16 protein-coding genes are annotated in these 13,000 nt (G+C 71.6%); 12 read left to right on the forward strand and 4 right to left on the reverse strand.

Translation table 11 applies throughout. The features are described from left to right. The first annotated feature begins 18 nt into the window (after positions 1-18). On the forward strand, positions 19-477 hold the full coding sequence (locus tag VGB24_RS11965; protein WP_331021396.1) for a YaiI/YqxD family protein: 459 nt from the start codon (positions 19-21) through the stop codon (positions 475-477). A gap of 59 nt (positions 478-536) precedes the next feature. Here VGB24_RS11965 and VGB24_RS11970 read toward each other — a convergent pair whose 3' ends face one another. Continuing rightward, positions 537-815, reverse strand: coding sequence for a hypothetical protein (locus tag VGB24_RS11970; protein WP_331073177.1), 279 nt, complete (start codon positions 813-815; stop codon positions 537-539). Positions 816-1,694: 879 nt separating this feature from the next. On the opposite strand from VGB24_RS11970, the gene VGB24_RS11975 reads away from it, so the two are divergent. The 9 genes from VGB24_RS11975 to VGB24_RS12015 all read left to right on the forward strand — a co-directional run bounded on the left by VGB24_RS11975 (position 1,695) and on the right by VGB24_RS12015 (position 8,633). Further along, a complete protein-coding gene (locus tag VGB24_RS11975) occupies positions 1,695-2,756 on the forward strand; it encodes a M20/M25/M40 family metallo-hydrolase (protein WP_331073178.1) in 1,062 nt (353 codons plus the stop codon). Further along, positions 2,753-3,505: an ABC transporter ATP-binding protein gene (locus VGB24_RS11980; RefSeq protein ID WP_331073179.1), complete on the forward strand. Its 753-nt coding sequence runs from the start codon at positions 2,753-2,755 to the stop codon at positions 3,503-3,505. The genes VGB24_RS11975 and VGB24_RS11980 overlap by 4 nt, the downstream gene beginning before the upstream one ends. Beyond that, positions 3,502-5,115 (forward strand): putative ABC exporter domain-containing protein, encoded by a 1,614-nt coding sequence (locus tag VGB24_RS11985; RefSeq protein WP_331073180.1) that lies wholly within the window; start codon positions 3,502-3,504, stop codon positions 5,113-5,115. The genes VGB24_RS11980 and VGB24_RS11985 overlap by 4 nt, the downstream gene beginning before the upstream one ends. A 9-nt stretch (positions 5,116-5,124) precedes the next feature. Beyond that, positions 5,125-6,363: a sialidase family protein gene (locus VGB24_RS11990; protein ID WP_331073181.1), complete on the forward strand. Its 1,239-nt coding sequence runs from the start codon at positions 5,125-5,127 to the stop codon at positions 6,361-6,363. 13 nt (positions 6,364-6,376) lie between these two features. Then, positions 6,377-6,880 carry a TlpA disulfide reductase family protein gene (locus VGB24_RS11995; RefSeq protein WP_331073182.1) on the forward strand — a complete coding sequence of 168 codons (504 nt, stop codon included), beginning with the start codon at positions 6,377-6,379 and terminating at the stop codon, positions 6,878-6,880. Beyond that, positions 6,881-7,102, forward strand: a complete 222-nt coding sequence (locus VGB24_RS12000; protein ID WP_331073183.1) for a hypothetical protein — start codon at positions 6,881-6,883, stop codon at positions 7,100-7,102. Positions 7,103-7,265: 163 nt separating this feature from the next. Beyond that, positions 7,266-7,619 carry a 4a-hydroxytetrahydrobiopterin dehydratase gene (locus VGB24_RS12005; protein ID WP_331073184.1) on the forward strand — a complete coding sequence of 118 codons (354 nt, stop codon included), beginning with the start codon at positions 7,266-7,268 and terminating at the stop codon, positions 7,617-7,619. Beyond that, positions 7,616-8,119: a hypothetical protein gene (locus tag VGB24_RS12010; RefSeq protein ID WP_331073185.1), complete on the forward strand. Its 504-nt coding sequence runs from the start codon at positions 7,616-7,618 to the stop codon at positions 8,117-8,119. Before VGB24_RS12005 ends, VGB24_RS12010 begins: the two co-directional genes overlap by 4 nt. Positions 8,120-8,162: 43 nt before the next feature. Then, complete coding sequence (locus tag VGB24_RS12015) at positions 8,163-8,633, forward strand: hypothetical protein (RefSeq protein ID WP_331073186.1); 471 nt, start codon at positions 8,163-8,165, stop codon at positions 8,631-8,633. Between the two features lie 106 nt (positions 8,634-8,739). On the opposite strand, the gene VGB24_RS12020 is transcribed toward VGB24_RS12015, so the two are convergent. Both VGB24_RS12020 and VGB24_RS12025 read right to left on the reverse strand, forming a co-directional pair. Beyond that, complete coding sequence (locus VGB24_RS12020; RefSeq protein WP_331073187.1) at positions 8,740-9,231, reverse strand: hypothetical protein; 492 nt, start codon at positions 9,229-9,231, stop codon at positions 8,740-8,742. Positions 9,232-9,296: 65 nt separating this feature from the next. Then, positions 9,297-9,986 carry an ankyrin repeat domain-containing protein gene (locus VGB24_RS12025; protein WP_331073188.1) on the reverse strand — a complete coding sequence of 230 codons (690 nt, stop codon included), beginning with the start codon at positions 9,984-9,986 and terminating at the stop codon, positions 9,297-9,299. A gap of 71 nt (positions 9,987-10,057) precedes the next feature. Here VGB24_RS12025 and VGB24_RS12030 point away from each other — a divergent pair, with 71 nt between their 5' ends. Beyond that, on the forward strand, positions 10,058-10,504 hold the full coding sequence (locus tag VGB24_RS12030) for a MarR family transcriptional regulator (protein WP_331073189.1): 447 nt from the start codon (positions 10,058-10,060) through the stop codon (positions 10,502-10,504). 840 nt (positions 10,505-11,344) lie between these two features. Here VGB24_RS12030 and VGB24_RS12035 read toward each other — a convergent pair. After that, on the reverse strand, positions 11,345-11,650 hold the full coding sequence (locus VGB24_RS12035) for a hypothetical protein (protein WP_331073190.1): 306 nt from the start codon (positions 11,648-11,650) through the stop codon (positions 11,345-11,347). Between the two features lie 205 nt (positions 11,651-11,855). Here VGB24_RS12035 and VGB24_RS12040 point away from each other — a divergent pair, with 205 nt between their 5' ends. Then, positions 11,856-12,983 carry a tetratricopeptide repeat protein gene (locus VGB24_RS12040; protein WP_331073191.1) on the forward strand — a complete coding sequence of 376 codons (1,128 nt, stop codon included), beginning with the start codon at positions 11,856-11,858 and terminating at the stop codon, positions 12,981-12,983. Positions 12,984-13,000 lie beyond the last annotated feature (17 nt).

Raw genomic sequence — 13,000 nt, forward strand, 5'->3', positions numbered from 1 at the left:
TTTCGATGATGGAGGACCGTGAAGCTGTGGATCGATGCAGACGCCGCGCCGCGCGACGTAAAGGAGATCGTCTTTCGCGCCGCCAAGCGGCTGGAGATGCAGACGGTGCTGGTGGCCAACCAGCGGATGCCGGTGCCGCCCGGCAACCCGTTCGTCACCGCGGTGCGGGTAGAGGGCGGCCCCGACGTGGCGGACCTGTACATCGTGGAGCAGGCCGCGCCGGGCGACGTGGCCGTCACCGCTGACATTCCGCTCGCGGCCGCACTGGTGGAAAAGGGGGTGGCGGTGATCGACCCGCGCGGCGACGAGTTCGACGCCGAGAACGTGGGCGAGCGGCTGGCGGTGCGCGACTTCATGGACGGGCTTCGGGGCGCGGGGGTGGAAACCGGCGGCTCGCGCCCGTACGGGCCCAAGGACAAGCAGGCGTTCGCCGGCTCGCTGGACCGCATCCTCACCCGCGCGCTGCGCAGGCGCTGAACGGAAAGCGGCGCCCCGGTCCACCCGGAGCGCCGCTCTCGTTCTGTCCCGCGATTGGGTCAGACGCCGATGCGCCGATGACGCGTGTCGCGCGCCCCCGCGGCCACCCCGGCGCCCACGCCGGCACCGAACAGCAGCGCCGTGCCGCCGCCCACCAGCGGAAGGAGTCCGACGACGGGAATGGCGACGATGAACGCCGCGGCACCCGCGAGGATGGGGGCGAGCACGTTGTGGACGGCGTCCACGTAGGCCAGCCGGCGCCGCACGAAGCTGCGGCTCTGCAGATATCCGAACACCGTGGCGGCGATGGTTGCGGCGAATGCGATCATTCCGAACATGGGTCGTCTCCTTCGATTCACGAGGCTCATCCGTTCCGTTCTTTCGGGTGGTACGGTGCGATGCGCGGGAAAGATTCAGGTGCGGGGGCGCCCTGGCCGGCGTCGGGGCGTTTCGACGCGGGACGGCGCATTCCCCGGCTGCCCTCTCCCCCCGGCCCCCTCTCCCGCAAGCGGGAGAGGGGGAGAACTTCAATCGAGTCGACCGGCTGTTTTCGCATGCACCCCGGTCTGTCATCCAGAGGCCCAAGCGCACCGCACTCGCCCGTACTCCATCCGTCGCGGGCCGAAGGATCTTGCATGGGGCACGTACTAGCCCGGGTGCGGCAGCGGTCACAAAGCCGAGGCCTCGCCTCCAACCAACCCTGCCCCCGCAAACCCGCATGGGAAGGGCGTCAGTCCGGCGCGCCCGACATCTGCCCAGCCGCGCCCCGGCCCTGCACGGGCGAATGAATTCGCTGCAACGACCACACGAAGTCCACCTTCGTGGCACCTTCGTGGACTGGCTTGCCATGGCGCGGGATCGTCCGTGTGGCGCGACTTGACCATGACGCAGTTCACCCTCTCCCGCTTGCGGGAGAGGGTGGCACGCGTGTCAGCGCGGCCGGGTGAGGGCCCCCCCGGCAGCCGAGGCGAACGGATCTGTGACCGCTGCCGCGCCCGGGCTGGTACGTGTCCGCGGCCAGATCCTTCGGCCCGCACAGTATGAGGTACGGGTTGATTGGGTGCGCTTGGGCCTCTGGATGACAGATTGCGGTCCAGGTTCCGGTGAGCGTGCGCGGGGACGGGTGCGGCTGCCCGCCGTTGCCCACCTTCCGCCGGCCGGGCATATTCCGCGTTGGCTGCCGTCTGCGCTCCTCATCCCGCATCCCCACGCTCCCGATGCCCCTCATCCGCCGTCCCCGTGCGCTTCTCGCCGTCCTCCTGCTTTCTGCCGGCGCGTGCGCGCGTGCCGCGGGGCCGGAACCCGCGCCCGTGCGGCAGCAGGCGCCGGCGCGCGCGGGCATGGTGCGGGAAGAGGACGTGCGGCGTGCGCTGTACGACCTGGCCGCGGACAGCATGGAGGGGCGCGGCACCGGCACGCGGGGCGGCATGCGCGCGGCCGTCTACCTCGCGGCGCGGCTGCAGGCGCTGGGAGTGCAGCCCGCGGGCGACTTCGGGTACTTCCAGACGGTGCCCGTGGCCGCGGACGGGGCCGGCGGCCGGCTGCGGCTGGCCACGGCCGACGAGCTGTCGCGCCTCCGCCCCGAGCAGGTCCGGCAGGCATTCAACGTCGTCGCAAGAATCCCCGGGACGGACCCCTCGCTGGCGGGCGAGGCCGTCATCGTGGGCGCCCACTACGACCACGTGGGCATCGGGCGGGCGGTGGATGGCGACAGCATCTACAACGGCGCCGACGACGACGCCAGCGGCACCGTGGCCGTGCTCGAGGTGGCCCGCGCCCTGGCCAGGACGCCGCCCCGGCGCACCGTCGTCCTCTTCTTCGCCACGGGCGAGGAGGTGGGAATGCTGGGAACGCGGCACTATCTGCGCGATCCCGTCGTGCCGCTGGACAGCACCGTCGCGGGGCTGTTCGTGGAGATGATCGGCCGGCCGGACTCGCTGGCCGGCGGCCCCGGCCGCGGCTGGCTGACGGGGTTCGACCGCTCCACCATGGGCGCGCTGCTTTCCGCCGCGGGGGTGCCCATCGTTCCCGACCCCCGGCCCGCGCAGAACTTCTTCGAACGCAGCGACAACACGCCGTTCGCGCGGATGGGCGTGCCCGCCCACGTGCTGTCGTCGTTCGGGCTGCATGGCGACTACCACCAGCCGAGCGACGAACCCGAGACGCTGGACTACGCCCACATGACGCGCGTGATCGAAGCCGCCATCCACGCGGTCCGCACGCTGGCGGATGGCGCGCGGCCGCAGTGGACCCCCGGCGGGCGCCCCGCCGCGCGATGATCGACGTCCAGCAGCTCCGGAAGGTGTACGACGGCCGCGTGGCCGTCGCCGATCTCAGCTTTCAGGTGAAGGGCGGAGAGATCCTGGGCCTCGTGGGCCCGAACGGGGCGGGGAAGACCACGACCCTCCGCGCCATCTGCGGCATCCATCCGCCCACGAGCGGCCACGTGTCCATCGGCGGCTTCGACGTGGAGCGGCAGGCGATGGAAGCCAAGCGCCGCCTGGCATTGATCCCCGACGAGCCGCACCTGTTCGCCAGCCTGACGGTGTGGGAGCACCTGGACTTCACCGCCCGCGTGTACGGCGTCCGCGACTGGCACCCCGCGGCCGAGCGGCTGCTGGCGGAGCTGGAGCTGGCGGACCGCCGCGACAGCATGGCCGACGAGCTGTCGCGCGGCATGCGGCAGAAGGTGGCCGTCGCCTGCGCGCTCCTTCACGATCCGGCTGCCCTGCTGCTCGACGAGCCGCTGACGGGGCTGGACCCGCGCGGCATCCGCACCCTGTACGACACCCTGCGCAGGCGCGCGGCGGCGGGCGCGGCGGTGGTGCTGTCGTCGCACCTGCTGGGGCAGATCGAGGGGTTGTGCACCTCGTTCCTCATCCTGCGGCAGGGGCAGCTGCTCTTCCACGGCTCGCGCGACGAGCTGCGCGAGCGGTACGCGGGCGAGCTGGGGCCGGGCGCCACGCTGGAAGACATCTTCTTTCACGTCACCGAGGGCTACGCCCCTGCGGCGCAGGCCCCGGAATGAACCCCGGCCTCCGCTACCTGGCGAGGGCCGGCTTCCGGGGCGTCCTTCGCCGGACGGGACGGCGGATGCGCACCGCGCGCGGCTTTCTCACCACCGTGCTCGGCCTGCTGCTGATGATCGCCCTCGTCGGCAGCCAGGTGGTCGCGCTGGTGCTGGACGACAGCCCCACCTCGCCCGGGGACGCGGCGGCCGGGTTCACCCTGGTGCTCATGGCGCTGACGGGGTGGGCGGTGGTGAATTCTGAGGCGCCGTTCTTCTGGCCCGCCGAGGTGCAGCACCTGTTCGCCGCCCCCATCGGCCGGCGCGAGCTGCTGGTGTACCAGCTCGCCAGCCGGGCCTGGCTGCAGCTGCTCTCCGGGCTGTGGGTGGGGACCATCGGAATGCGGAGCGCGCCGCGTCCGCTGGCGGCGCTCTCCACCGCTATCCTGGCCATCACCTTCATCAACGTCGCGGGGTTGCTGGCGGCGCTGGTGAAGATGGCCGTCGTGCAGCGGGCGCCCGCCGCAGTGAAGGCGATCAAGCCCGCGATGTATGGCGCGGCGGCGGTGCTGGCCGTGCTCCTGTACGCCCGAGCCCGCGTCGTGGGGCTGGGCGACGCCATGGGCGAGGTGCTGGCCTCGGCGCCGCTGCGGGCGTTGTCGCTGCCGCTCCAGCCCTTCGGCCGCGCGTTCGCGGCGGAAGGGCTCGTGCCGCTGGTTCTCTGGTCGGCCGCGTCGGCGGGGGTGATCGCCGTCACCTTCGGCGCGGCCGTGCTGCTGCCGGTGGACTTTCGCGAGGCGTCGCTTTCGCTCAGCGCCCGCAAGGTGGCGCAGTGGCAGCGGGTGCGCGGCCGCGGGGGGCCGGCCACCCACCGCCGCATTCCCGTTCCCTCCTTCGGGTTCCTGGGCACCGCCGCACCCCTGGCGCGAAGGCACGTGTACGAGCTGGGCCGCGCGCCCCGGCCGCTGCTGGGACTGGCGTTCTCCGCCGGGCTGGCGTTCTTTTACAGCATCGTCCTGCCGTGGACGAGCGACTACGCGTCCACCCCGCGCCCGCTGGGGGTGGCCCTGGTGGTGATGGTGGCCGTGTTCGCCGTCCTCGGAAGCGGCTCGCTGAACCTGGACTTCCGCCGCGACGCCGAGCGCATCGCCTTCCTGCGGTCGCTGCCGCTGGGGCCACGGGCGGTGGCCGTCGCGCAGGTGTTCACCCCGGCCGCCATCCTGACCGTCGCCAGCCTGCTCCTGCTGGCGGGCACGGCTCTGTCCGTGAGGTGGCACGTCCGGCCGATGATGCTGCTGCTGGCCATGCTGCTGGCCGGGCCCATCTCGTGGATCTGCGTGGGGCTGGAGAACTGGCTGTTCCTGCTGTTCCCCACCCGGGTAACGCCGGCCGGCACGGAGCAGAACTCATTTTCGGGACGGCTGTTCCTGAAGACGCTCACCAAGCTCATGCTGCTGTTCGTGGTCGTGGGTCTGGCGCTGCTGGCGGCGGTGCCCGGGCGTATGGTGGCGGGCCGTGCGGGCGGAGTGGCCACCTCCGTGCTCGTGGTGCTGGCGGCTTGCTGGGCCGCCACCTCGCTGGTGGCGCGCGCCTTCCGCAGCTTCGACCTGGCCGTCGACAACCCCGACTGACTCTTTCCCATGCGTGCTCATCCATCCCTCCCCATGCTCCTCGCCATCGCCCTCGCGGCCTGCGGCGGCTCCGGCGACGACCCCAGGCCGGCGAAGTCCACCGTCCAGGTGCAGGTGATCCCCGCGCCGGCCGCGCCGGGGAGCGGCGAGCCCAACCTGAGCGTGGCGCCGGACGGGCGCGTGTACCTGTCGTGGATCGAGCCCGGGTCGGACAGCACGCACGCCCTGCGCTTCTCGGTGCTGGAAGGCGGCGGCTGGTCCGCGCCGCGCACCATCGCGCAGGGCCGGGACTGGTTCGTCAACTGGGCCGACTTTCCCTCGCTCGCGCCGCTCCCCGGCGGGCGGATGGCGGCGCACTGGCTGCAGAAGAGCGGCAGCGGCAAGTACGCCTACGACGTGCGCGTGGCCGTCTCCGGCGACGGCGGCGCCACCTGGAGCCAGGGCGTGGTGCCCCACCGCGACGGCACCGCCAGCGAACACGGGTTCGTGTCGATGTGGCAGCAGGGCGATTCCTTGGGGCTGGTGTGGCTGGACGGCCGCAAGTACGGCGCGTCGGCCGAGGAGCATGCGCCGGGGAACGAGATGACGCTGCAGTACACGACCGTTGCGCACGACGGGCGGGCGGCGCCGGAGCGGGAGATCGACGGCCGTGTCTGCGACTGCTGCCAGACGGGCGCGACGATGACGTCCAGCGGCCCCCTGGTGGTGTACCGCGACCGCTCGCCTGGGGAAATCCGCGACATCTACTACAGCCGGATGGTGAACGGCGCGTGGACGCAGGGGCGGCCCGTGCACGCGGACGGGTGGAAGATCGACGCCTGCCCCGTCAACGGACCCCAGGCCGCGGCGGATGGAAACCGCGTTGCCGTGGCCTGGTACACCGCGGCGCGCGACAGCCAGCAGGTGAAGGTGGCCTTCTCCGGCGACGCGGGCGCCACCTTCGGCCCGCCGGTGCGGGTGGACGGCGGCAACCCCGAGGGGCGCGTGGACGTGCTGATGCTGGATGGCGGGGCCGCGCTGGTGAGCTGGATGGAGCGCGCGGCGGGGAAGGGCGTGGAGGTGCGGGTGCGGCGGGTGGAGGCGGATGGCAAGCTGGGGGCCCCGCGGTCCGTCACCACCTCGAGCGCCACGCGGTCCAGCGGATTTCCGCGCATGGTGCGTGCGGGGAACGAGCTGGTGATGGCGTGGACGGCCGCGGGCGAGCCGTCCACCGTGAACGCGGCGCGCATGCCGCTCCCCGTGGATTGAGGTCGGAATGCGGATGATGAAGGTGCTGTCTGCGGCCGCCGTGCTGCTGGCCGCCTGCGGCGACGCGCCGCCGGGGACGGTGGCGGTGGGCAAGCCGGTGCCGCCGTACGTGGCGGAGGTGCTGGATGGCGACCGCACCTCGCTGGCAGACCTGCAGGGCCGGCCGGTGCTGCTGAACGTGTGGGCCACCTGGTGCGGCCCCTGCCAGACGGAGATCCCCGCGCTGGAAACGCTGCACCGCGAGTACGGTCCCAAGGGGCTGCGCGTCGTCGGCGTCAGCATCGACCAGGCGAGCGAGCAGCAGGCCGTCCGCGAGTTCATGCAGGAGCACGGCGTGTCGTTCGACGTATGGCTGGACCCCAGCGGCGACGTCACCAGCCAGTTCAGCACGATCGGCGTGCCGAACACCTTTTTGATCGGCGCCGACGGCACGCTGCTGTGGAAGAAGGTGGGCCCCGTTCACGCCACGGACGAGGAATTGCGCGGGCTGATCGAGAAATCGCTCCCCGCCGCCTGAATGCGCACCGTCACCGACGAGCGGGGCCGCGCGTGGGACGTGGCGATCGGCCGCGGGTCGTACGGCACGGCCCTGCTGATGTTCTCGCTGCGGACCGACAACGAGAACCGCACCTCGCTGCTGGCCTCCGAGACGGTACGCGACGCCGAACGCGAGCTGGCGGCCCTGAGCGACGAAGCCCTCCGCCGGCACCTCGCCGACTCGCAGCCCTGGGAAGGCTGACCATCGCCCGCGGCTCGCGCGATGTCATCCCGGCGGAGCGGCAGCGCCGAACTGGCCGGCACACCGAAGACGCAGCGACCGAGGGGACCCGCCACATACCCGGGCCGCGCCCCTCCGCCGCGGCCACCCAAATCCATCGATCCGCATCCACCGAAGGCGCCCCATGGACCCGCTGAAGACCCGCACCTGCGAGCCGTGCCGCAAGGGCGCACCCACCGTCACCGCCGAGGAAGTCGCGGAACTCCATCCCCAGGTTCCGGAGTGGAGCATCGTGGAGCCGGGCGGAATCCCGCGGCTGGAGCGCGTGTTCGCGTTCCCCGACTTCGCGAGCGCGCTGGAGTTCACCAATCGCGTAGGCGCCATCGCCGAGGCCGAAGATCATCATCCCGCGCTGCTGACGGAGTGGGGGCGCGTCACCGTCGGATGGTGGACGCACAAGATCCGCGGGCTGCACCGCAACGACTTCGTCATGGCCGCGAAGACGGACGAGGCGTTCTCCTCCGGGCGCCCGGCGTGATGATCCGTGGTGCGATCCTGGTTCTCGCGGTGACGATCGGCGCTTGTGGCCGTGCGCCCGGACCGGAGGTGCACCCCGAGCCCGAGCCCCCTCCGGCGCCGCTGGACGGCGGCGTTTCGCGGCTGCGGGTGTGCGTCGTTCGCGGCGCCAGCCTCGCCGAGGTCGAAGCCGAATTCCACACGCAGACGGGGGACACGCTGGTGAACGGCCTGCCGTTCCGAGAAGCGTATCCGGCGGAGCCGCCGGCCTATGCGTCGACCGCGACCTGGGCCATCCTGTACGAGCCCCTCGTCTTCCGTCGCCATCGCTACATACGGTACGGTCTGCCCCGCGAAATCCGCCGCGACCTCCTGGAGCACGTGGGCGAATACAGCGGTACGCCCCTGTTCAGGGAGGCCGGAGAGAGCGGCGTTCCCGACGTGCTCTACGTTCCGTTCTCTACGGGCTGCGTCTTCCAACCGTACGAGAACACCACCCACGGCGGCGCCGTCCGGGGCTGAACACGAGCGGGGGATGGTGCCCCCCCACCTCTCAGGAGACATCATGCGGGCAGTCGTGTTGCTTTCGATGGTGTTCCTGTTGCCGTCGGTCCGGACGGCGGAGGCGCAGGAGCTCGGCACATCGCCGGTCACACTCCCTCTCGCGGCCTTGACGCCAGCGCCGGGGACGGCCGTGGTGTCCGCGAGCGCGTCCGTTCCATTCGCTCCGGCGAAGCGGGACGTAGAGCGTCGGGACCACGGAAAGGGCGCGCTCATCGGCTTGGGCGTCGGAGCACTGGCCGGCGGGGTCGGCTTCGCGGCAATGAACTACGCGTTCACGACGAGCGGCCCCCGTGACGAGTACGCCCTGCTTTCCTTCATGCTGGGTGGTGCGGTTGGGGGCGTTGCGGGTGCGGTCGTCGGAGGCATCATCGGAACGCCCGAACGGCAGGAGCCCCGGCGAGAGCAGGTTCGGCTTCACCTCTCTCCGGACCTGTCCCGCGGGGGCATGGCCGCGATTTCGGTGTCTTTCTGATCCCAGCGATTCGCCCCCCCCGAAGCGTACGACGAGAACGCGACGAAAACGAGAAAGGGGACGGCGCCACTGCCGTCCCCTTCGCTCGGAAGCACCGCCGTTCGTTCTACTCCCTGGGCGGCGCCGCGTCCCGCAGCCTTCGGTGGTGCTCCTGCCGCGCGCGTGCCGTGCGAGCCTCGTCCAGGCGGTTGAGGCGCGTGAGCAGGCGGATGAGCCGCTCGTAATCGACCCCCAGCACGCGGTGGTTGGGGTTGGGCTTCGCCTCTTCGGCGCGGATGCCGGCCATCAGCGCGTCCGCGGATTCCCAGTCGCGCCCGCCCTGCAGCAGCGCGTCGGCCAGCGCCATGTGGTAGCGCACCTCGTCCGGATCCAGCTCCGCCGCCCGGCGGTACGCCTCCGATGCCTCCCCCCAGCGCGCCTGCCGGCCGAGGGTGACGCCCTCCTCCCACGACACGCGGGCCTGCTCGATCCGCACGGCGCCATCGTCCACCGGCGCGGCGGGGATGAAGATGGTGGGGCGCGGCGCCGGCGGCTGCCGCGGCGTGCAGGCGGCGGCAAGGGCGATCAGCGGAACGAAAAGAACGGTGCGTACCTGCATGGCGATCCCGCGATGGACTGCTGTTCCTGGCGACCGGCAACACTACCGAGGGCCGTCGTACCCCGTCAATCGCCGGGAGTGGCGGATGGCTCGTCGGCGCCGCGGCTGCGCAGGTGCTCCATGGCGGCGGCGTGCCCCTTCTCCTCGGCGAAGTCGATGGCGGTGCGCCCGTCGTCCGTGGCGGCGTTGACGTCGGCATCGGCGTCCAGCAGCACGTCGATCAGGTCGATGGCCCCGCGCTGCGCCGCCGAGTGCAGCGCCACGAATCCCCCGTGCTGGCGTGCGTTGGGGTCCGCGCCGGCATCCAGGAGCAGGCGGACGCCTTCAAGCGGCAGCGGTCCGGCGAGGGCCGCGTGCAGCGGCGTGTTGCTCATTCCGTTCCGCGAAATGGCGTGCGGATCGGCGCCGCGCTCCAGCAGCAGGCGCAGCAGGGGCAGGTGGCCGAAGAAGCCCGCGTAGTGCAGCACCGTCCACCCGTCGTGCGTGTAGCGGGTCAGCAGCCCCTCGTCCTCATTCAGCAGCGCCTGCACGCGATCCAGGTCGCCCAGGGCGGTGGCTTCGAAGCCGTCCGGCTCGCGGCCGTGCGCCACCAGCACCTCCGCCAAGTCCCGCCGTCCTGTGTACAGCGCCATCAGCAGCGGGCTTTCTCCATTTTCTCCCCGCGCATGGGCCGCGTGTCCATCGCCCTGGAGCAGGGTTCGGAGCGCGTCCGCATCGCCCGCCTTCACCGCTTCCGCCAGCTGCGCAAAGCTCATGGTGCCCGCTCCCGTCCGTGGTTGATCGAAAGAGACTTGCTTCGTTAGCCTTCCTAACCATATTGTGATGCATGGACGCGACGAGCGCAAGAGACACGGACGAGCGGGTGGAGCAGCTGGCGGACCGGCTGCACTCCGCGAGCATTCACCTGCTGCGCCGCCTTCGCCGCGAGGACGACGGATCGGGGCTGTCGGCGCCGCACCTGTCGGCGCTCTCCGTCCTGGTGTTCGGCGGGCCGCTGTCGCTGGGGGAGCTGGCCGCCGCCGAGCAGGTTCGCCCGCCGTCGATGACGCGCATCGTGCGCAACCTGGAGGCGGACGGCCTGCTGACCCGCGAGCCGCACCCCGGCGACGGCCGCGCCATCGTCCTGCGCGCCACGGATGAGGGGCGGCGGATTCTGCACGAAGGCCGCGCCCGCCGCGTGCACTCCCTGGCCGAGCGCCTGCGCGCTTTGGACCCTGCCGAGATCGAGTGCCTGGAGCGCGCCGCGGAGCTGATCGGCCGCGTGGTGCGATGAACACTCGCCACGCCCGATCATCTGTAACTCGCCCGAGAGCCTGTCACCAAGAGGCCCGAGCGCACCGGACCAGCCCGCACGAAAGACCACGCGGGCCGAAGGATCTAGCCTGAACCACGAACGAGCCTGGGCGCGGCAGCGGCACGGAACCCTGAGCCGCGGCCCGTAGCCGGAGCGCCCCCCCAGCCTTGCTGGGGCGACTGAAGTCGCGGCAACGACGGCCCAAAGTCCGCCTTCGCGGACTGCACGCGTAGTCGAGCGCGCGAGGCATGCCGAAGGGTGATCGAATTCTCCCCTCTCCCGCTTGCGGGAGAGGGGTCGGGGGAGAGGGCAGCCGAGGCATGCGCCGGCGCAATTCGAAACGCCCCAACGTCGTGGCTCTGCACGGGTGGCCGCTGCCGCGCCCGGGCTGGGAAGTGCCCCGGGCTAGATCCTTCGCCCCGCGAGGCAGGGTGTGCGGGCGAGTACGATGCGCCTGGGGCTCAGGATGACAAGCTTGTGCGAAGCGGCCGGTCTGACGCACGGCACTGGCTCCCTTCCCCCGCGCAGTTTGCGGGGGAAGGGCTGGGGATGGGGGGCGCCGCGGTCCGCACCGGGTCCAGGCGAACCCCCATCGAAGTTCCCCCCTCTCCGCACGCAGTTTATGGGGGGAGGGGCACCCGAACGTCCGTCGAGTGTATGTCCACCGTCCGGCGGCAGCACCGGCGAGCGGGAAGAGGGGAACGAAGAACGCCGCTCCGGGAGGGCGGCGTTGCATGGGTACAGGTGGGCGGCGGCTCTGGTTTGGCCGGGCGCGAAGCCTGCGGAATCCAGGCGCGCGCGTGACGGAAAAGGTGGCCGTCAGCGGCCGCCGTCGCGGAACACGTTCTCGAAGCGGCGGCCCGGCGCCGGGGGAACGCCCGGCGAATCGTAGCGCGCAAGCACGCGGTTGGTGACCGTCGCCGAGATGTGCTCGTCCATGGGAAGCATCTCGTGGTACAGCTCCAGGCCGCGGTCCACGTCCACCTCGGTGCCCAGAAGCGCCATGAGATCCAGCACGTTGGCCACGTGCGTCTCCACGATCGCCTCTTCCGCCCGCGCGGCGGCGATCAGCAGCTTGCGCTTGGCCTCGTTGCTCAGGCGGCGGCGCCGCAGCCAGTCGAACATCGTCCCCCGTTGTCGATCCGTTCCGGTTGTGCAGCGCCATCAATCTGACCGGCGGCCCCCACACCCGCAAGGCCGCGCAAGGGCTTGGATGCCGGGGCTGTTCCAGTGTATATTTGTCCGGGCGATCCCGCCCGACGTTCCCCACGGCCCGCTCCGGGTCCGTGCCCCATTTCCCGCCTGATGGATTGACCAGGGCAAAGGCTGAATGGGAACCTCATATCTCAGCTCCGAAGAGTACGACGAGCTGGCGCACAAGCACTACGACGCCGGCGACTACGACGAGGCGCTGGGCGTGCTTCGCGAAGGCATCACGCAGTATCCCGACTCCGTGCTCCTGCACGTGGGGCTGGGCTACACGCGCATCGCCCGCGAAGAGTACGCGTGGGCCCGCCAGTGCTTCGAATCGGCCCTGGAGCTGGACCCGGAGTACGAGGACGCCTGGGTGGGGCTGGGTGAAACCCTGCTGAAGTTCGGCCGGGTGGAGGAAGCGCTCAGCTGCTTCGGGCAGATCGACGAGATGGGGCTGGGCGACGACCTGGAGCTGGGCCTCACCGTGGGCCGGGCGCTGTACCGCGAGGGGCTGTTCACCGATGCCCGGGCGCGCTTCGCCGCCCTGTCGACGACGCACGCCGACAACGCCGAGCTGGCGGCGGCGCGCGGCTACACGCTCCACGCGCTGGGCGACGACCTGGGCGCCCGCCGCGAGCTGCGCCGGGCCACGCGGCTTGACGCCGACCTGCACGAGGCGCGCATCTACCTGTCGCACCTGCTTCACGACCGCGGCGACCTGCGCGGCGCCCTCACCGAGCTGGAGCAGGTGCCCCCGGCGGAGCACTGGGACACGCTCTCCGTCTGGCGGTACGTGGAGCTGAAGATGCAGCTGGACGGCGTGGCCGAGGGCGACCCCTGGTTCGCGCCGTGGAAGGAGCGCCTGGCCGAGCTCGACGCCGAGCCCGACGACATCGACCACCTGCTGGCCGAGGTGGAAGCCTCGTTCGAGGGCGCGGTCGACGAGCAGGCGCAGGCCGCGCTGGAGCTGTCGGCGCAGATGGACTTCATGATGAAGATCCTGGGCCCGCCCGCGCCCGACGCCGCGCTCCCCTCCGTGCACCGCGTGCGCACGGCCGAGGGCTCCATCTTCCAGGGCAGCTGGGACGAGATCGTGCGGGGGATGCGCGACTCGTGCGGCGAGCCGCAGATGCCGCTGGGCGCCTTCATGCGGCGCGCGGCGCGGCAGATCCGCGAGCGCACCGGCCGCGACGTTCCCGTCCACAGCGCCGAGGCCTTTCTCAGGGCGGGCGCGCGGATGGGCCTGCTGCGCATAGAGGAGTGACCGGCTTGCCCCTCATC

Origin of the sequence: Longimicrobium sp., from assembly GCF_036399935.1 — a bacterium.
Lineage (GTDB): Bacteria > Gemmatimonadota > Gemmatimonadetes > Longimicrobiales > Longimicrobiaceae > Longimicrobium.

Bases quoted from the DNA above. Each gene is read 5' to 3' on its own strand.
- VGB24_RS12040 (WP_331073191.1), top strand. From the start codon at position 11,856: ATGGGAACCTCATATCTCAGCTCCGAAGAGTACGACGAGCTGGCGCAC.
- VGB24_RS11980 (WP_331073179.1), top strand. From the start codon at position 2,753: ATGATCGACGTCCAGCAGCTCCGGAAGGTGTACGACGGCCGCGTGGCC.
- VGB24_RS11970 (WP_331073177.1), bottom strand. From the start codon at position 815: ATGTTCGGAATGATCGCATTCGCCGCAACCATCGCCGCCACGGTGTTC.
- VGB24_RS12015 (WP_331073186.1), top strand. From the start codon at position 8,163: ATGCGGGCAGTCGTGTTGCTTTCGATGGTGTTCCTGTTGCCGTCGGTC.
- VGB24_RS12000 (WP_331073183.1), top strand. From the start codon at position 6,881: ATGCGCACCGTCACCGACGAGCGGGGCCGCGCGTGGGACGTGGCGATC.
- VGB24_RS11990 (WP_331073181.1), top strand. From the start codon at position 5,125: ATGCGTGCTCATCCATCCCTCCCCATGCTCCTCGCCATCGCCCTCGCG.
- VGB24_RS11995 (WP_331073182.1), top strand. From the start codon at position 6,377: ATGATGAAGGTGCTGTCTGCGGCCGCCGTGCTGCTGGCCGCCTGCGGC.
- VGB24_RS12025 (WP_331073188.1), bottom strand. From the start codon at position 9,986: ATGAGCTTTGCGCAGCTGGCGGAAGCGGTGAAGGCGGGCGATGCGGAC.
- VGB24_RS11975 (WP_331073178.1), top strand. From the start codon at position 1,695: ATGCCCCTCATCCGCCGTCCCCGTGCGCTTCTCGCCGTCCTCCTGCTT.
- VGB24_RS12005 (WP_331073184.1), top strand. From the start codon at position 7,266: ATGGACCCGCTGAAGACCCGCACCTGCGAGCCGTGCCGCAAGGGCGCA.
- VGB24_RS12020 (WP_331073187.1), bottom strand. From the start codon at position 9,231: ATGCAGGTACGCACCGTTCTTTTCGTTCCGCTGATCGCCCTTGCCGCC.
- VGB24_RS12030 (WP_331073189.1), top strand. From the start codon at position 10,058: ATGGACGCGACGAGCGCAAGAGACACGGACGAGCGGGTGGAGCAGCTG.
- VGB24_RS11985 (WP_331073180.1), top strand. From the start codon at position 3,502: ATGAACCCCGGCCTCCGCTACCTGGCGAGGGCCGGCTTCCGGGGCGTC.
- VGB24_RS12035 (WP_331073190.1), bottom strand. From the start codon at position 11,650: ATGTTCGACTGGCTGCGGCGCCGCCGCCTGAGCAACGAGGCCAAGCGC.